This window comes from Devosia oryziradicis (genome assembly GCF_016698645.1).
GTDB lineage: Bacteria > Pseudomonadota > Alphaproteobacteria > Rhizobiales > Devosiaceae > Devosia > Devosia oryziradicis.
In genome coordinates, this window is record NZ_CP068047.1 from 648361 (window position 1) to 664657 (window position 16297).

The 16297-nt window shown below is 66.5% G+C and carries 18 protein-coding genes; 9 read left to right on the top strand and 9 right to left on the bottom strand.

What is annotated here, in order from left to right; translation table 11 throughout:
- Positions 1-5: 5 nt before the first annotated feature.
- The 4 genes from JI749_RS03235 to hemC are packed head-to-tail and all read right to left on the bottom strand — an operon-like array spanning position 6 to position 4300.
- Positions 6-1373 (bottom strand): heme biosynthesis protein HemY, encoded by a 1368-nt coding sequence (locus JI749_RS03235; RefSeq protein ID WP_201658910.1) that lies wholly within the window; start codon positions 1371-1373, stop codon positions 6-8.
- On the bottom strand, positions 1370-2605 hold the full coding sequence (locus JI749_RS03240; protein WP_201658913.1) for a COG4223 family protein: 1236 nt from the start codon (positions 2603-2605) through the stop codon (positions 1370-1372). The genes JI749_RS03235 and JI749_RS03240 overlap by 4 nt, the downstream gene beginning before the upstream one ends.
- Positions 2606-2633: 28 nt before the next feature.
- Positions 2634-3374, bottom strand: a complete 741-nt coding sequence (locus JI749_RS03245; protein ID WP_201658916.1) for a uroporphyrinogen-III synthase — start codon at positions 3372-3374, stop codon at positions 2634-2636.
- Positions 3356-4300 carry a hydroxymethylbilane synthase gene (gene hemC, locus JI749_RS03250; protein WP_201658919.1) on the bottom strand — a complete coding sequence of 315 codons (945 nt, stop codon included), beginning with the start codon at positions 4298-4300 and terminating at the stop codon, positions 3356-3358. Before hemC ends, JI749_RS03245 begins: the two co-directional genes overlap by 19 nt.
- 82 nt (positions 4301-4382) lie before the next feature.
- Between hemC and tsaD the strand changes: the two genes are divergently transcribed.
- From tsaD to JI749_RS03275, 5 genes are all read left to right on the top strand, one after another.
- A complete protein-coding gene (gene tsaD, locus JI749_RS03255) occupies positions 4383-5438 on the top strand; it encodes a tRNA (adenosine(37)-N6)-threonylcarbamoyltransferase complex transferase subunit TsaD (protein ID WP_233280971.1) in 1056 nt (351 codons plus the stop codon).
- Positions 5428-6414 (top strand): NAD(P)H-dependent glycerol-3-phosphate dehydrogenase, encoded by a 987-nt coding sequence (locus tag JI749_RS03260; RefSeq protein WP_201658922.1) that lies wholly within the window; start codon positions 5428-5430, stop codon positions 6412-6414. The genes tsaD and JI749_RS03260 overlap by 11 nt, the downstream gene beginning before the upstream one ends.
- A gap of 4 nt (positions 6415-6418) precedes the next feature.
- Complete coding sequence (locus tag JI749_RS03265) at positions 6419-6715, top strand: YciI family protein (RefSeq protein ID WP_201658925.1); 297 nt, start codon at positions 6419-6421, stop codon at positions 6713-6715.
- A 3-nt stretch (positions 6716-6718) separates the two neighbouring features.
- Entirely contained in the window at positions 6719-7153 is a 435-nt protein-coding gene (locus JI749_RS03270; protein WP_201658944.1) for an EVE domain-containing protein, read from the top strand.
- A gap of 98 nt (positions 7154-7251) precedes the next feature.
- Positions 7252-7677 (top strand): DUF1761 domain-containing protein, encoded by a 426-nt coding sequence (locus JI749_RS03275; RefSeq protein WP_233280844.1) that lies wholly within the window; start codon positions 7252-7254, stop codon positions 7675-7677.
- Between the two features lie 37 nt (positions 7678-7714).
- On the opposite strand, the gene JI749_RS03280 is transcribed toward JI749_RS03275, so the two are convergent.
- The 4 genes from JI749_RS03280 to dapF all read right to left on the bottom strand — a co-directional run bounded on the left by JI749_RS03280 (position 7715) and on the right by dapF (position 11773).
- Complete coding sequence (locus JI749_RS03280) at positions 7715-8332, bottom strand: septation protein A (protein WP_233280845.1); 618 nt, start codon at positions 8330-8332, stop codon at positions 7715-7717.
- 90 nt (positions 8333-8422) lie between these two features.
- Entirely contained in the window at positions 8423-9643 is a 1221-nt protein-coding gene (gene ftsY, locus JI749_RS03285; RefSeq protein WP_201658950.1) for a signal recognition particle-docking protein FtsY, read from the bottom strand.
- Positions 9644-9656: 13 nt separating this feature from the next.
- Positions 9657-10922, bottom strand: coding sequence for a tRNA (N(6)-L-threonylcarbamoyladenosine(37)-C(2))-methylthiotransferase MtaB (mtaB, locus tag JI749_RS03290; RefSeq protein ID WP_201658953.1), 1266 nt, complete (start codon positions 10920-10922; stop codon positions 9657-9659).
- A complete protein-coding gene (gene dapF, locus JI749_RS03295) occupies positions 10922-11773 on the bottom strand; it encodes a diaminopimelate epimerase (RefSeq protein WP_201662494.1) in 852 nt (283 codons plus the stop codon). The genes mtaB and dapF overlap by 1 nt, the downstream gene beginning before the upstream one ends.
- 120 nt (positions 11774-11893) lie before the next feature.
- Here dapF and JI749_RS03300 point away from each other — a divergent pair, with 120 nt between their 5' ends.
- The 4 genes from JI749_RS03300 to JI749_RS03315 all read left to right on the top strand — a co-directional run bounded on the left by JI749_RS03300 (position 11894) and on the right by JI749_RS03315 (position 15138).
- The gene (locus JI749_RS03300) at positions 11894-12409 is read left to right on the top strand and encodes a class I SAM-dependent methyltransferase (protein ID WP_201658956.1); all 516 of its coding nucleotides are present in this window, start codon (positions 11894-11896) and stop codon (positions 12407-12409) included.
- Between the two features lie 223 nt (positions 12410-12632).
- A complete protein-coding gene (ffh, locus tag JI749_RS03305) occupies positions 12633-14222 on the top strand; it encodes a signal recognition particle protein (protein ID WP_201658959.1) in 1590 nt (529 codons plus the stop codon).
- Between the two features lie 29 nt (positions 14223-14251).
- Positions 14252-14638: a 30S ribosomal protein S16 gene (gene rpsP, locus JI749_RS03310; RefSeq protein ID WP_201658962.1), complete on the top strand. Its 387-nt coding sequence runs from the start codon at positions 14252-14254 to the stop codon at positions 14636-14638.
- 122 nt (positions 14639-14760) lie between these two features.
- Positions 14761-15138 (top strand): VOC family protein, encoded by a 378-nt coding sequence (locus JI749_RS03315; protein WP_201658966.1) that lies wholly within the window; start codon positions 14761-14763, stop codon positions 15136-15138.
- Between the two features lies 1 nt (position 15139).
- Here the strand turns inward: JI749_RS03315 and leuB are convergent, their stop codons facing one another.
- Positions 15140-16240, bottom strand: a complete 1101-nt coding sequence (leuB, locus tag JI749_RS03320; RefSeq protein ID WP_201658970.1) for a 3-isopropylmalate dehydrogenase — start codon at positions 16238-16240, stop codon at positions 15140-15142.
- Positions 16241-16297 lie beyond the last annotated feature (57 nt).

The following is a 16297-nucleotide window of genomic DNA, read 5'->3' on the forward strand; positions in this document are numbered from 1 at the left end:
GCCTTTTACGTTGGGTTGGCGGCCGGTGCAAGAGGCAAGGGGGCTTCCGCCGGCAATTGCGGGACGGTCGGTTCGGCCTGGCTGCGCGCCGCTATGGTGACCGGCACTTTCCACTCGAAGGCATCGAGTTTGCCTGATACCGGCGACATCGGTTCCCATTCGTCGCTGACCAGGCCATCGGCGGTCCAGGCCGGGTCGCGCGGCGCGCGCACGGCACGGGCCAGCCATTCGCGGGCCTTGCCCTGGTCCCCGCTCTGGCCTTCCTCGATTTCGGCCATCAGGCTGGCGACGCCCTGGGTCGCATCGGGGCCGGCAAAGGGCGCCAGCGCGCTGCGCGCCAGCGGCCAGTCATAGGCGTCGATGGCCGATCGCGCCAGGGCCATCCCGGCGGCCCGATGCGGCGGCGGCGTTTCGATGATTTCGCCCATCCGCTTCAGCCGCTCTATGGCCGAGGCGCCGGGCTGGGCATGCGCATAAAGCGCGGCGATATCGGGGTGGCCCGTGGCGCGCCAGATGCGACGCAACAGGCTCATGGCCTTGCGGGCTTCGCCACGGTTGATGTGGATGCGAGCCGCGATCAGCGCGGCGGGTACGAAGTCGGGGAGGAGCTTGAGCGCGGTGGTGGCGTGGTCGAGTGCGGCCAGCGGATCGCTGGTTTCGGCCTCGCGGGCCCGGGCGGTCTCGATCACCGCCTGGCGGCGCCGCTTGCGGGCCCGTTCCTCGCGGCTATTGGCCTGCTCGGCATTGACCATGGCCACAGCCTCGGCCCACTGCCCGCGTCGCGTCAGGTCGTCGAACACGGCGTCGGCGGCCCAGCCGCTTTGGGGCGCCAGCGCCAGCGCCTTGCGCGCAAAGGTGAGGGCGGCTTCGGGCCGGTGTTGGGCGCGCGCCTGGTCATAGAGCCCGGTCAGCGCTGCGACGGCGGTCTTTTCGCTGGCGATGAGGGCGCGGTAGTGCTCGCGGGCGGCCGGCATGTCGCCCAGGGCGAGGTCGGCACGGGCCTCCAGCAGGCGGGCCGCGGCATTTGATGGCAGCCGGGCCTGGGCTTCGCGCGCCAGCAGGCGGGCGCGGGCCGGATCGCCGGCCTGCAGCGCCACGATGGCATCGGACAGCGCTTCAACGCCCTGTTCGCGACGGCGCTCCCGGCTGCGCCGCGCCATGTTGCGCGGCGCCGAAAGAATGCGCCGGACGATGGCCCAGAGGGCGATGACGACGATGGCGACCAGGATGAACAAGAAGACCGCAGCGCCAAGCCGCGGCTCCATGGTGTAGTTGGCGACCGTGAGCTTGAGCGTACCGGGCAGCGAGATCAGCCAGGCGGCAAGCGCGGCGATGACGAGGCTGCCGGTGATCCAGGAGGCGAGGCGGATCATTGCGCGACCTCGCCGGAGAGGGCGCTGGCGCGCAACTCATCGAGGAAGCGGGCGGCCTCGGCCTGCTCGGCAACCAGCGCGGGCACATCTTCGCCGGCCGCAAGCATGGGCGCGGGCAGGCTTGCCAACAAGGTCTCGGCGGTCAGGAAGTCTCGCCGCGCAATGGCGCCTTCGAGTCGCGACATGACGGCTTCTGGCGTGTCGCCCTCGATCTCCCCGGTCGGGCGCAGGGCGATGGCCGAGCGGAACCAGTCGAGGGCGCCATCCTGCCAGGACGCATCCTCGGCCACCGGTCGGCCGGCAAGCATGGCCGGCAGCACCGCGGCGAAGCGGCTGGCAATCAGATCGGGCCGGGTGAGGCCGGTTTCCGCCTTGTTGGCGATGGCCGTGGGGATCGAAGCGTCAGGCGCGGCGGCGCGCAGGGCGCCAAGCTCGGTGGCATAGGGGCGGCCGGTGGCGAAGGCGGTTTCAAACCCGGACAGGATCAGCGGCAGTTGCAGCACGGCACCGATATCGCTGGGCTGGTCGGCCAGGGTCGCCGTCGTTTCGCTCACGGTGGTGTCCAGCGTCCGCAGGCCAGCCTCGGCGGTGCCCAGGCGCGCCGCAACCTCGTCGAGTCGCGTGGCGAGGGCGGCAAGCTCGGTGCGCAGGGCATCGGTGGCGCCGGTATCGGCGGCCGGCGCAGGGGTGGCGGCGAGGGTATCGACACGCGCGGCCAGTGCGGCAAGGTCGGTTTCGACGCCGCTGAGATCAGCCGGGGCGGCAGCCGGTGCGGCAGCTGCCGGAGCGGCTGGTGTCGCAGTCTCGAGGGCGCCGATGCGCTGGTTCAGCGTCGCCAGCTCCGCCTGGGTGGTCTGGGTCACGGTTTCGAGTTCGGGTACAGCCGTGGCCAATTGCGCGACGCGTGGATCGGCGGCGGGTGCCGGGGCCGGCGCGGCAGGCCAGAGGCCAAACCAGGCCAGGCCATAGGCGGCGGCCAGGCCCAGTACGCCACCGAGCAAGGCCGCGCCAAAGCCGAAGCCACCCGCCGCCGGTTCGGGCGGCTTGGTCCGCGCGGGCGCGTCCTTGACCGAAGCCGGCTTGGGTTCCGGCTTGGGTTCGGCCTTGGCATCACCCTTGGTCTCGGGTTTGTCGGTGGCCGACTCGCGGGCCTTGAGATCGAGCACTGGCGGCTTTACGGGGCCGGTCCTGGTCTCGTTCGGCTTGGAATCGTTGCCCTTGGTATCCGCCATTGCAAGGTGTCCTCTTATTGGGTGCCGATCATGGCCCAGTTTGCTCGCGGGCAAAAGCCAGCGCGAGGGTCATCATGGCGTCTTCGTCCGGCCGGTCCGCCAGGCTTATGCGGCTGAAACGCGCCTCCAGCAGGGGCTCGGCAACGGCTTCGGACAGGCAGAGCATGGCCAGGCTGCGCCGCTTCGTTGGAGATAGGCTCGCGGCCAGATGGGCAAAGATTTCTGCGGAACGGCGCGAATAGGCCAGCACCGCTCCGATGGAGTCACCGAGCTCATCGAGAATGGCTTCGGGCAGTGCATCGGCGGCGACCATATCGTAGATCTTGGCCGTCACGACCATCACGCCCAGCGGCGCCAGGGCCTTGGCAAGATCGGCACTTTGGTGCCTGCCGGTGGGATAAAAGATCGGGCCCGGGACGCGGGCAATGGTCATGGCATTGACCAGGTCCTGGAATGCCCCGGCGGCACTGCTGACCCGCTCGAACCCGGCCTCGCTGGCCTCTCGCGCCGTGCGATCGCCCACGGCGAAGACCGGCAGGTGCCGATAGTGATCGAGGACACCGCGATCGAGCAGCGAGCGGACGGCATTGGCCGATGTCAGCACCATGGCGGTAAAGCCATCTGGGGGTGGGAGGCTGGCATCGAGCGTCTGGCGCACCATGAGCGGGGCAGCCGTCGCGGCGATGCCGAGCGCGTCGAGCCGTGCCAGCGTCGCCTGGGCGTCCGGCTCGGGACGTGTCACCAGCATCTTCACGACGCGGCCGCCCATTGGGCCAGCCACTCCGTGCCGGCCTGGGCGATCAGGTCCTCGCCCACCTGGCGGCCAAGGGATACCGGATCGGTGCCGGATGCCGCGGCATCAAAGGCGGTCTTGCCATCCAGGCTGAGGATTTGCCCCTTGAGCACAAGGGCCTGACCATCCAGGCGTGTCAGCGCGCCCACTGGCGTGCGGCAGGAGCCGTCGAGCACCGCGAGCATGGCGCGCTCGGCGGTTATCGCCCGGTGGGTCGGGGCGTGGTCGAGAGCTGCGACGATCCCGGCCATGCGGCTGTCGTCGCTGCGTACGGCAATGCCTATGGCACCCTGGGCCGGCGCGGGCATGAAGATTTCGGGGTCGAGCAGGGCGGTGGCGCGGTGGCCCTCACCCAGCCGGTTGAGCCCGGCCACGGCCAGCATGGTGGCGTCGGCAACGCCGTCGAGCAGCTTCTGCAGCCTCGTGCCGACATTGCCGCGGAAGGGGACGATCTGGAGGTCCGGCCGGACCCGCAGGACCTGCGCGGCGCGGCGGATCGAGGAGGTGCCGAACTTGGCGCCCTCGGCCAGGTGATCAAGGCTCTGCACCTTGACCGACATGAAGGCGTCGCGCACGTCCTCGCGTTCGAGAAAGGCCACCAGCGTGATGCCGTCGGGCAGGCGGGTGGCCACGTCCTTGCTCGAATGGACGCCGATATCGACCCGGCCCGCCAACATGGCCTCGTCGATTTCCTTGGTGAACAGACCCTTGCCGCCTAACTCGACCAGGCTGGCATTGCTGGCCTGCGAACGGTCGCCGCCGGTCGAGATCACCTCGATGGCAATATCATCTTCGCCGACCCCATGCGCCTGGGCCAACAGGCGCCGCACCAGTCGCGCCTGGGCCAGGGCCAGCGGGCTGCCGCGTGTTCCGATCCGGGCGAAGGGTGTCGGCGATTGCAATCTGTTTTCGTCCTATAGTAGGCAGTGCGGGCTACCACCGTGGAGTAACCAGTTCGTCGTGACCGGGCAAGCGCCAGCCACCATCCTGGGCATAGAGACCAGCTGCGACGAAACCGCGGCAGCTTTGGTCGTGCGCGACGAATTCGGCAGGGGCACTATTCGTTCCAATGTGGTGCGCAGCCAGCTCGACGAACATGCGGCATTCGGCGGCGTGGTACCGGAGCTGGCGGCGCGGGCGCATGTGACCTATCTCGACCACATCATCGCCCAGGCCTGCCGCGAAGCGGGCATTCCGCTTGCGCAAGTCGACGCCATTGCAGCCACCGCTGGCCCTGGACTGATCGGGGGCGTGCTGGTGGGACTGACCACGGCCAAGGCCCTGGCTGCAGCGCTCGACAAGCCGCTGCTCGGGATCAATCACCTCGAAGCCCACGCGCTGACGGCGCGGCTGACCGACGGAGTGCCGTTTCCCTACCTGATGCTGCTGGTCAGCGGAGGACATTCGCAGTTCGTGCTCGTGCGCGGCGTCGGCGACTACGAGCGCTGGGGCACCACGATCGACGATGCGCTGGGCGAGGCCTTCGACAAGGTGGCCAAGCTCCTGAGCCTGGGTCATCCGGGCGGGCCGGCGGTCGAGCGGATTGCCAAGGCCGGTGATTCCCATCGCTTCAAGTTCCCACGTCCGCTGCTGCGCGAGGCGCGGATGGATTTTTCATTTTCCGGCCTCAAGACGGCGGTTCGGCTGCAGGCCGAGGCGCTGGCGCCGCTGGCCGATCAGGACGTCGCCGATATTGCCGCGAGCTTCCAGACCGCCGTGGCCGAGATCGTCGCCACGCGCTCGCGCCAGGCGCTGGAGCAGTTTGCCAGCCGGTTTCCGGGGCAGGACATGCGGCTGGTGGTTGCCGGCGGCGTCGCGGCCAACCAGACGATCGGCACAGCGCTGCGTGCGGTCTGTGCCGAGGCCGGAGCTACGCTCATCGTACCGCCCATCGCGCTTTGTACCGACAATGGCGCCATGGTGGCCTGGGCGGGAGCCGAGCGCTTCGCGCTGGGCGTGCATGACGGACTGGAATTCGTCGCCCGCCCGCGCTGGCCGCTGGACCTGGACGACATGAAGGTCAGGTCCGATGCGGCTTGACAGCGTCAGTGTCATCGGCGGCGGCGCCTGGGGCACGGCCCTGGCGCAGGCCTGCGCCATGGCCGGCCGCGCCGTCTCGCTGGTGACGCGCGATGCGGCGCAGGTCGACGAGATCAATTCGAACCACACCAACAGCCGCGCCCTTGGAACGCAGCCGCTGCACGGGGCCATCTCGGCCACGACCGTGGCGGCGCCTGCCGATATCGTCATCCTGGCCGTGCCTGCCCAGTCGAGCCGCGCGGCCCTGGCGGCGCTCGATCCTGACCTGCTGGCGAGTAAGCCCGTGGTGCTGTCGGCCAAGGGCCTCGAAACCGGCACGCTGGACCGGCAGAGCGAAATCCTGCTCGACATGGCGCCCGATGCCATTCCCTTCGTGCTGTCGGGGCCGAGCTTTGCCGCGGACGTGGCGGCTGGCCGGCCGACGGCGGTGACACTGGCCGGCGACGATGCCAGCCAGACTTCCCTCCTGGCCGCGGCGCTGGCCGGACCCAGCTTCCGCCCCTATGCCGCTGATGACCGTATCGGTGTCGAGATCGCCGGGGCGCTCAAGAACGTCTATGCGCTGGCCTGCGGCGCGGTGGAGGGCGCGGGGCTGGGCGCCTCGGCGCGCTCGGCGCTGATCGCCCGGGCCTTTGCCGAAATGGCCCGTATGGTCTCGGCCATGGGCGGCTCGGCGGCGACGCTGACCGGCCTGGCCGGGCTGGGCGACCTGACGCTCACCTGCACGTCGGTGCAATCGCGCAACTACCAGTTCGGCATGGCGCTGGGCCGCGGCCAGTCGGTCGAGGCGATCATTTCGGGCGGCGCCAAACTGGCCGAAGGTGTGGCCACCACGCCGGTCGCGGACGCGCTGGCCAAAAGCCTCGACGTCGAGGCGCCGCTGATCGCTGCCGTGCAGGCCGTGCTCAGCGGCCAAGCCGATATTACCACAGTGGTTGCGGGCCTGATGTCCCGCCCGCTGAAACGGGAGGACTAGACCAATGCCGCTCTTTGTGATGATCGCCAAGGACAAGCCGGGCACCGGCGAACAGCGTACCGCGACCCGGCCGGTGCATCTGGAGCATCTCAAGGCCATGGGCGACAAACTCGTGCTGGCCGGCGCCCTGATGGGTGAAGACGGCAATCCCGAGGGGTCGCTGCTGGTGCTCGAGGCGGAAAATATCGATGCGGCCAAGGCGACGCTGCTGGCAGATCCCTTCATCGCGGCGGGCATTTTCGGCTCGGTGGAGGTGAAGCCCTGGCGGGTCGCCTTCAACCACACCAGCCGGGAGTTCTGATCCATGGCCTATTGGCTGATGAAATCGGAACCGGACGTTTTCTCGTTCGACGATCTGGTGGCCAAGAACAAGCGTGGCGAAGTCGAGCAATGGCACGGCGTGCGCAACTACACGGCGCGCAACAACATGGTGGCCATGCAGCTGGGAGACCTGGCCTTCTTCTACCATTCCAATATCGGCAAGGAGATCGTGGGCATCATGAAGGTGGTGGCCCTGGCCCATCCCGATACCACCGCCGAGCCCAATGAAAATGGCAAGATCATCTGGCAATGCGTCGATGTCGAAGCGGTCAGGCCCTTGCCCAAGCCGGTGACCCTGGCCACCGTCAAGGCGACGCCGGAGCTGGCCGAACTCGAGCTGGTCAAATATTCGCGGCTGTCGGTCTCCAAGGTCAGCCCGGCAGAATGGGACCTCATCTGCAAGATGGGCGGCCTCTGACGGCCCGTTCCTGGCCAATCCATACCGCGTTTTGGCACCTTCCCGGCCGAGCCAGGCACAGCTAATCTGCCCTGGCGCAGTCGCGCGGGGGACACATCATGATTTCGCATTTCGCCGTAAACTGGCTGGCCGTCGTGCTGGCCACGGTCGCCAGCTTCGCCTTCGGGGCGGCCTGGTATATGGGCCTATCCAGGCAGTGGCTGAACGCGCTGGGCAAGACCCGCGAGCAACTCAACGTTGGCTATACGCCGTTCATCTGGTCGGTCTTGGTCGAACTGGTCATGGCCTATTTCCTGGCGCTGCTGACGCCGGCACTGATGGGTGAGGTCACCGTGGCGGGGGGCGCAATCGTCGGCGCGCATATGTGGCTGGGCTTCGTCGTCACCAGCCTGATCATGAACCACCGCTACGAGGGGATGAAGTGGTCGCTGACCATCATCGATGGCCTGCACCTGCTGGGCGTACTGGTGGTCCAGGGCGTGGTCATCGGCCTGTTCGGCGGCGGCGCCGTACCGTCAGCGTGATCTTGTTTGCCTCTCCCCGCGGAGGGAGAGGCGACACTCAGCTCTCCACCACGATGGGCGGCACGTGGTGGGGCTCGGCGGCGGGGGCATATTTGTTGAGCAGGCTGACCTGGCTGATCGAGAAGATCACCGTCAGCGGCATGACGCCCCAGACCTTGAACGCGACCCAGATATCGGTCGAGAAATTGCGCCAAAGCACTTCGTTGATGATGGCGAGCGCGACGAAGAACAGGCCCCAGTTGAGCGTGAGCTTGCTCCACCCCTCGGGCCGGAGCTTGTAGACGTCGCCGAACACGTATTTGAGCAGCGAGTGGCCAAACAGCAGGCCGCCCAGCAGCACCGAGGCGAAAAGCGTGTTGGTGATGGTGGGCTTGATCTTGATGAAGGTATCGTCCTGCAGCCACAGGGTCAGGCCGCCAAACACCAGCACCACCACGCCCGTAACCAGCGGCATGATGGCGATCTTGCGCAAGATCAGCCAGGACAAGGCCAGCGAGAGCGTCATGGCGCCCATGAACCAGGCTGTCGCCACGAAGATGTCCGCCCGCGCATTGGCGATGAAGAAGACCACCAGCGGACCCAGTTCGAGCGCCATCTTGATCAGCTGCGGGCGCAGTTCATCCCAGTTGATCTCGGCTTCGGCTTTTTGGGTCATCGGCAAATCTCGAACGCAGTGAGGGCAATGTGAGCGCAAGCGCCCCGGCATGCAAGGCCGAGATAGGCCGCAACCATGGTCAGATTGGGGCTAGTCGGTGCCGGCGATGGCCCGGGCAAAGTCGCTGGCGGTAAACGGTTCGAGATCGCCCACGCCTTCGCCGACGCCGATGAAATGTACCGGCAGGCCAAAGCGCCGGGCAATGGCGACGAGAATGCCGCCGCGCGCCGTGCCGTCGAGCTTGGTCATCACCAGGCCCGTCACGCCGGCGCGCTGGCCGAAGATCTCCACCTGGCGCAATGCGTTCTGCCCGGTCGTGGCGTCGAGCGTCAGCAGGGTGGCATGGGGCGCGGACGGCTCGACCTTCTTGATGACGCGGATGACCTTTTCGAGCTCGTTCATCAGCTCGTCGCGGTTTTGCAGACGGCCGGCCGTGTCGATGATCAAGACATCGCGACCCTGGGCGCGGGCCTCGGTCACCGCGTCGAAGGCAAGGCCCGAGGCGTCGGCGCCCGCAGGGCGGCTGATGACCGGGGCATTGGTGCGCTGGCCCCAGACCTGCAGCTGTTCGATCGCGGCCGCGCGGAAGGTATCGCCGGCCGCCAGCATCACGGACTTGCCCTCGGCGGCGAACTTCTGCGCCAGCTTGCCGATCGTGGTGGTCTTGCCCGAACCGTTGACCCCGATCATCAGGATGACAAAGGGCTTTCGCGTGCTGTCGATGACCAGCGGCCGCGCTACCGGTCCAAGCACCTTTTCGACCTCGCTGGCCAGGACGGCGCGCACGTCTTCGCCCGATACGTCGCGATCAAAACGGTCGCGGCGCAGCGTTTCGGTGATGGCGGTGGCGGTTTCCAGACCCAGGTCGGCCTGGATCAGGACGTCTTCCAGCTCGTCGAGCGTGGCCGCGTCGAGCTTGCGCTTGGTGAAGACCGAGGTGATCGACCCGGTGAGCTGGTCGGACGATCGCTTGAGGCCGGTGGCCAGGCGCGCGAACCAGCCCTGGCGCGGCGTTTCGACCGGCACTTCGACCACGGCAGGCGGATCGAGCGGGACAAAGGCGGTCGCCTCGGGCTCCGGCACGGCCCGTTGCGCCTCGATGTCCTCGACATAATCGGGGGTGGTTTCCGGCGGGCCGGGCAGCGGCGCCGGTTCAGGCTCGGGAACGATGTCCGGGGGCGGCGCCGGGGTGGGCCCGACCGGCTGGGGGACGGGCGCGGAAACGGGCTGCGTCTCGGGCGGCGCGGGCGGTTGGACCGGCTGCTCGCCACCAAACAGGCGCTTGAAAAATCCCGGCTTCTTGTCGGTCATGAGGAGCTTTCGTTTAGGCCGCTTCGCGGACTGTTTCGCCCACCAGGCCGTCGGCGGCGACGCCGGTGATGTGAACGGCAAGCAGTTTGCCCGGTTCCGATCCCGGCATGGCGACCGGCAGGAACTGTTCGGTGCGAGCGATGCCGTTGCGCTCGGTGAGCACGTTTTCGATTCTGCCGACGCGACTGGCCATGAGCCTTTGGACCTGCATATCGCCAGCATGCCGCAAGATTTCTGCCCGCTTTCTTGCTGCTTGCTTGCTCACCTGCGGCATGCGGGCGGCAGGGGTGCCCTGGCGCGGCGAATAGGGAAAGACGTGCAGGTAGGTGAGGTCCGCCTCGGTCACGATGGCGAGGGTGTTCTCGAACATCGCATCGTCCTCGGTGGGGAAGCCGGCGATGATATCGGCGCCCAGGACGATGTCGGGGCGCAGGCGGCGGAGCTTGGCCACGATGGCCAGGGCATCGTCGCGGGAATGCCGGCGCTTCATGCGCTTCAAAATCAGGTCATCGCCCGATTGCAGGGACAGATGCAGGTGCGGCATCAGCCTGTTGTCCGACCCGATGGCGTCATAGAGCGCCTCGTCGGCTTCGATCGAGTCGATCGACGAAATGCGCAATCGCGGCAGGTCGGGCACATGGCGCAGGATGGACTGGACCAGCTTGCCCAAGGTTGGGCTGCCCGGCAGATCGGGCCCGTAGGAGGTGATATCGACGCCGGTCAGCACCACCTCGCGGCAGCCACTGCCGACGAGCCGCTTGATCTGCTCGACCACAGTTCCCATCGGCACCGAGCGCGACGGGCCACGGCCGAAAGGGATGATGCAGAATGTGCAGCGGTGGTCGCAGCCATTCTGCACCTGCACGAAAGCGCGGGTATGCCCATCCATCCCGTCGATCAGGTGGCCGGCAGTTTCCCGCACGCTCATGATGTCGTTGACCTGCACCTTGTCGTTGAGGGGCAGGCCGAAGGCCATGGGCGCGTAGCTCGATGCCTTCATCTTGTCGGCATTGCCGATGACGAGGTCGACTTCCGCCATGTCGCCAAAGCTGCGCGGTTCGGTCTGGGCGGCGCAACCGGTGACGATGATGCGGGCGGCCGGGTTGTCGCGGCGGGCTTTGCGGATGGCGCGCTTGCCCTGTCGCACAGCCTCTGATGTCACCGCGCAGGTGTTGATGATGACGGCATTGTCGAGCCCGGCCCGTTGGGCCTCCGACTTCATCACCTCGGCTTCATAGGCGTTGAGCCGGCAGCCGAATGTCAGCGTCTGGACGGCCATCAGGCCGCGGCCTCGGCGCGGGTCCAGGCGCCGGTGGCGGGATCCAGCGTACCGGTCCATTCGAGTTCGGCCGGACCGGTCATGACCACGTGGTCGTCGTCGCGCCATTGGACGAAGAGATCGCCGCCCGGCAGGGTGACGGTCGCGGCCCGGGCGGTGCGGCGCGTGCGCGCGCCATTGACCACGGCAGCGCAGGCGGCAGTGCCGCAGGCCTCGGTGAGGCCGGCGCCCCGCTCCCAGGTGCGCAGGATGATCTTGTCTTGCGCCACGACCTGGGCGATCGAGATGTTGGCGCGCTCGGGGAAAATCGGGTGGTTTTCCAGCATCGGTCCGAAGCGATCGAGCGCATAGGACCACACGTCCTGGTTGACCCAGAAGGTCGCGTGCGGATTGCCCATCGAAGCAACCGAAGGCGAATGCAGCACCGGTGCGTCGATCGGCCCGATCTGCAGCTCGATCTTGCGCGTATCGGCAAATTCCTCGGCGAGAGGAATGTCATACCAGGCGAATTTGGGCGTGCCCATGTCGACGGTGAAGAGGCCATCGTCGCGCTGCTCGCCGAAGAGAATCCCGGCCATGGTTTCGAAGGTGAAAGCCTGCCGTCCCTGCTCCGAGGTCAGCACCTGGACGACGCAGCGCATGCCATTGCCGCAGGCCTGCGCCAGCGAGCCATCGGAGTTGATGATCTCGATATAGTTGGCGGTGCCGGGCGTGCGGCTGTCATGGATGGCCATGATCTGGTCGAACTTGGTGCCATCGGTGGCGTTGATGGCAATGGCCGCCGCGGGTGTGACGCGGTCGGCGCGGCCGCGCATATCGGCCACGATGATCTGGTTGCCCAGCCCGTTCATCTTGAGAAACGGCACGCCGCTCACAATCCGCCTCGCCCATTGGGTGGTGTCGGGCTCTATATGGCGGAAGTGACGCAAAATTGCCAGTAGCGGGTCGCGCTGGCTGCCATGAGGTCAATGATGGCGATTGCCCCAAGACATAAAGCGGCCGTCTCGGCCCTCGCCCTCAAGGGCGACGAATCCGTGCTGGAAATCGGCTGCGGCCACGGCGTGGCGGTACGGCTGGTGCTCGACGAGCTGACGACGGGCACGATCACCGCGCTCGACCGCTCGCACAAGATGGTCGGCATGGTCGCCGCTGCCGCTCCCGACGCCTTGGCCCAGGGCAGGTTGCGGTTGCGCGCCGAGGCCCTGGAAGATGCCGATTTCGCCGGCGAGACCTTCGACGCCATCTTTGCCATCAACCTCGATCTCAACCTGCGCCTCGGGACCCGCTGGCCGGCCATGCTCAAGGCGCTGCTCAAGCCCGGTGGCCGCATTGTGCTCGCCTTCGACCCACCGCCCGACACCAGCAAGGGGCATGCCTTCCTGGGCAAATCACTGGATCGGCTCAAGGCAGCAGGGTTTCACGCCGACCTCCTGCCGGCGCATGGCAGGGTGACGCTGATCCGGGGCAGTCTTGTCCCCCCTGCCTGATCGCCTGGACGATCAGCCCAGCTTTCCTTGACTCCATCGACGGTTTCCCATACACCGCGCGCATTCATCAGGCCTTGTTCCTGACCAGCCGACCGGGACCCCTCGTGGTATAAACCGATCCCGGAGGCCACCATCCGCCAGCGCGTTGCGCCCGCGGGTGGGTTTGGCGTTTGGACTGATGGATCCTATGTCTCGTGGGATTTCCCGCAGAGAAGGACCAGAAATGTTCGAGAGCCTTTCAGACCGGCTTGGCAAAATCTTCGACGGACTCCGCGGTCGCGGCGCGCTCAATGCGGCCGACGTCGATGCAGCGATGCGCGAAATTCGCCGCGCGCTGATCGAAGCCGACGTGTCGCTCGAAGTGGTTCGGGCCTTTGTCGAGCAGGTCAAGGAGCGCGCCGTCGGCGCCGAGGTCACCCGCTCGGTGACGCCTGGCCAGCAGGTGGTCAAGATCGTCCATGACGAGCTGGTTGCCGTTCTCGGCGATACGGCCTCGCCGATCGACCTCAATGCCAAGGCGCCCGTGACCCTCCTGATGGTGGGCCTGCAGGGTTCGGGCAAGACGACAACTACCGCCAAGATCGCCAAACGGCTCAAGGACCGGCAGAAGAAAAAGGTTCTGCTGGCCTCGCTCGATACCCGCCGTCCGGCGGCCATGGAGCAGTTGCGGGTGCTGGGCGAGCAGGTTGGCGTCGATACCCTGCCGATTGTCGCCTCGGAAAATCCGGTCCAGATCGCGCGCCGCGCCGAGCGCGAGGGGCGCCTGGGCGGCTATGACGTGCTGATCCTGGATACGGCCGGCCGTACCCATATCGACGAAGAGCTGATGGCCGAAACGGCCGAGATCAAGTCGATCGCCAATCCGCATGAAATCCTCCTGGTGGTCGATGCACTGACCGGCCAGGACGCAATCAATGTCGCCCGCAGCTTCGACAGTCGCCTCGATGTCACCGGCATCGTGATGACCCGCGTCGATGGCGATGGCCGTGGCGGCGCCGCGCTGTCCATGCGCGCCGCGACCGGCAAGCCGATCAAGCTGATCGGCGTCGGTGAAAAGATGGATGCGCTCGAGGATTTCCATCCCAGCCGCATTGCCGACCGTATCCTGGGCATGGGCGACATCGTTTCGCTCGTCGAGAAGGCCGCCGAGCACGTCTCTGCCGAAGACGCGCAGAAGATGGCCAAGAAGCTCAAGAAGGGCTCCTTCGACCTCGAAGACCTGCGCGCCCAGCTCATCCAGATGAAGAAGATGGGCGGCATGGGCGGGCTGATGGCGATGATGCCCGGTGTCGGCCAGCTGAAGAAGGCGATGGCCGGGGCCAATGTCGACGAGAAGGTGTTCGATCGGCAGATCGCCATCATCAATTCGATGACCAAGAAGGAGCGGGCCAATCCGGACCTGCTCAATGCATCGCGCCGCAAGCGCATTGCCGCCGGCGCAGGTGTCGAGGTCAGCGAGATCAATAAGCTGGCCAAGCAACACCGCCAGATGGCCGACATGATGAAGAAGGTCGGCAAGGGTGGCATGGGTGCCCTTGGTGGCATGTTCGGCGGCAAGATGGGCAATATGCTGGGTGGCATGCCCGACCTTTCCAAGATGGATCCGGCTCAGCTCGAACAGATGGCACGCCAGGCGGGCATCGATCCATCCGCGCTCAAGGGCCTGCCCTCGGCCGACCTGCCCGCGCCCAAGGCGCTGCCGTCCGATGTCGGCGCGCTGCTCAAAAGTTCCGGTTCACCGCTGCTGCCCGGCCTGGGCGGCGGTGGCGCCCCCCGTTTCCCCGGCCTTCCCGGCCTGGGCAAGAAGAAATAGTCGTTTCAACCAACCTCTAGGATACCAAAATGGCCCTCAAGCTCCGTCTCGCCCGCGCTGGCACCAAGAAGCGCCCGTTCTACCATATCGTCGTTGCCGATGCCCGTTCGCCGCGCGATGGCCGCTTCATCGAGAAGCTGGGCACCTTCAACCCGCTGCTGGCCAAGGATGCCGAGAACCGCGTCGTGCTCGACACCGAACGCGCCAAGCACTGGGTTTCGGTTGGCGCCCAGCCGACCGACCGCGTGCTGCGTTTCCTCGACGCCGCGGGCCTGGTGAAGCGCGATGCGCGCAACAACCCCAACAAGGCCAAGCCGGGCGAGAAGGCCACCCAGCGCGCTGAAGATCGCGCTGCCAAGGCTGCCGCCATCGAAGAAGCCAAGAACGCGCCCAAGGAAGAAGCTGCTGCCGAGTAATCGGTGCGGTTTTTGGAATGAGAAAGCCCCGGTCGAAAGACCGGGGCTTTGTCTTGGCTGCTGCCACGTTCTGGCAGTGGGCAATTCTAGGTGTGCCGCGACCCAAAAACCGAGGCACAGCAATGAAATTCGTATCGATCCGCGTCGTCACCGGCGACGTCACCGCACTCAAGGTCTTCTATGCCGCATTGACCGGCGTTGAGCCTACCGACCTGGCGCCCGGCTTCGCCGAAATCCGCCTCGATGGCTGTACGCTTGCCATTTCGAGCGAGGACATCATCAACAAGCTCAATGGCGGCGCGATCGTGCCACGCTCAAACCGCTCGGCGATGATCGAGCTGGAAGTCGATGACGTGGAGGCGGTGCGGGCAAGAGTGGCCGATGGCGCCCTGGCCGAGATCGTGCAACCGCCAACCGCGATGCCCTGGGGCAATGACTCCATGCTGCTGCGCGATCCCGACGGGGCCATCGTCAATATTTTCTCTCGCCCCAGGCGCTAACTCAGGCCTTGAGCTTGCTCAGGATCGCCGCGCCCATCTCCTCGGTGCCGACCGTCTTGCGGTTGTCCTGGGCAATGTCGCCCGTGCGCAGGCCATCGCTGAGCACGGCCGAGATGGCATTCTCGATCCGGGTAGCCAGTTCGATCATGCCGAAGCTGTAGCGCAGGGCCATGGCGACCGAGGCAATCATGGCGATGGGGTTGGCAATGCCCTTGCCGGCAATATCAGGGGCCGAGCCGTGCACGGGCTCGTAGAAGGCCTTGCGCTTGCCAGTCACCGGATCGGGCGCGCCCAGCGAAGCCGAGGGCAGCATGCCGAGCGAGCCGGTCAGCATGGCGGCGACGTCCGAGAGAATGTCACCGAAGAGGTTGTCGGTGACCATCACGTCGAACTGCTTGGGATTGCGAACCAGCTGCATGGCGGCGTTGTCGGCCAGGATGTGGTGCAGCTCGACGTCCGAAAAGTCCTTACCGACGCCCTTGACCACTTCGTCCCACAGGACGCCCGACTTCATGACGTTCTTCTTGTCGGCGGAATGCACCTTGTTGTTGCGGGTGCGGGCGAGGTCGAAGGCGACGCGGGCAATGCGGTCGATCTCGTAGGTTTCGTAGACCTGGGTATCGATGGCGCGCTTCTGGCCGTTTTCGAGATCGGTGATGGTCTTGGGCTCGCCAAAATAGACGCCGCCGGTCAATTCGCGCACGATCAGGATGTCCAGGCCCTCGACCAGTTCGCGCTTGAGCGAGGAGGCGTCGGCCAGAGCTGGGTAGCAGATGGCGGGGCGCAGGTTGGCAAAGACCGCCATTTCCTTGCGCAGGCGCAGCAGGGCCGCTTCGGGACGGTGCTCATAGGGCACATTGTCCCACTTGGGACCACCCACGGCGCCAAAGATCACCGCATCGGATGCCTTGGCCTTGGCGACGTCCTCGTCGGTGATGGCCACCTGATGCCTGTCATAAGCCGACCCGCCAGCCAGACCCGTATCGGTCGAGAAATCGGTGAGCTGCTCGCTGTTGGTCCAGGCGATCAGCTTTTCCACCTCGACCATGATCTCGGTGCCGATGCCGTCGCCCGGCAGCAGGAATAGGGAATGGGTGGCCATGGAGGTCCTCGCCGTACTGATGGTTACGCTCGGCCGGCACATAGCGTCATTTCGGCC

Bases quoted from the DNA above. Each gene is read 5' to 3' on its own strand.
- JI749_RS03235 (WP_201658910.1), bottom strand. From the start codon at position 1,373: ATGATCCGCCTCGCCTCCTGGATCACCGGCAGCCTCGTCATCGCCGCG.
- JI749_RS03240 (WP_201658913.1), bottom strand. From the start codon at position 2,605: ATGGCGGATACCAAGGGCAACGATTCCAAGCCGAACGAGACCAGGACC.
- JI749_RS03245 (WP_201658916.1), bottom strand. From the start codon at position 3,374: ATGGGCGGCCGCGTCGTGAAGATGCTGGTGACACGTCCCGAGCCGGAC.
- JI749_RS03260 (WP_201658922.1), top strand. From the start codon at position 5,428: ATGCGGCTTGACAGCGTCAGTGTCATCGGCGGCGGCGCCTGGGGCACG.
- JI749_RS03265 (WP_201658925.1), top strand. From the start codon at position 6,419: ATGCCGCTCTTTGTGATGATCGCCAAGGACAAGCCGGGCACCGGCGAA.
- JI749_RS03270 (WP_201658944.1), top strand. From the start codon at position 6,719: ATGGCCTATTGGCTGATGAAATCGGAACCGGACGTTTTCTCGTTCGAC.
- JI749_RS03275 (WP_233280844.1), top strand. From the start codon at position 7,252: ATGATTTCGCATTTCGCCGTAAACTGGCTGGCCGTCGTGCTGGCCACG.
- JI749_RS03280 (WP_233280845.1), bottom strand. From the start codon at position 8,332: ATGACCCAAAAAGCCGAAGCCGAGATCAACTGGGATGAACTGCGCCCG.
- ftsY (WP_201658950.1), bottom strand. From the start codon at position 9,643: ATGACCGACAAGAAGCCGGGATTTTTCAAGCGCCTGTTTGGTGGCGAG.
- mtaB (WP_201658953.1), bottom strand. From the start codon at position 10,922: ATGGCCGTCCAGACGCTGACATTCGGCTGCCGGCTCAACGCCTATGAA.
- dapF (WP_201662494.1), bottom strand. From the start codon at position 11,773: ATGAACGGGCTGGGCAACCAGATCATCGTGGCCGATATGCGCGGCCGC.
- JI749_RS03300 (WP_201658956.1), top strand. From the start codon at position 11,894: ATGGCGATTGCCCCAAGACATAAAGCGGCCGTCTCGGCCCTCGCCCTC.
- ffh (WP_201658959.1), top strand. From the start codon at position 12,633: ATGTTCGAGAGCCTTTCAGACCGGCTTGGCAAAATCTTCGACGGACTC.
- rpsP (WP_201658962.1), top strand. From the start codon at position 14,252: ATGGCCCTCAAGCTCCGTCTCGCCCGCGCTGGCACCAAGAAGCGCCCG.
- JI749_RS03315 (WP_201658966.1), top strand. From the start codon at position 14,761: ATGAAATTCGTATCGATCCGCGTCGTCACCGGCGACGTCACCGCACTC.
- leuB (WP_201658970.1), bottom strand. From the start codon at position 16,240: ATGGCCACCCATTCCCTATTCCTGCTGCCGGGCGACGGCATCGGCACC.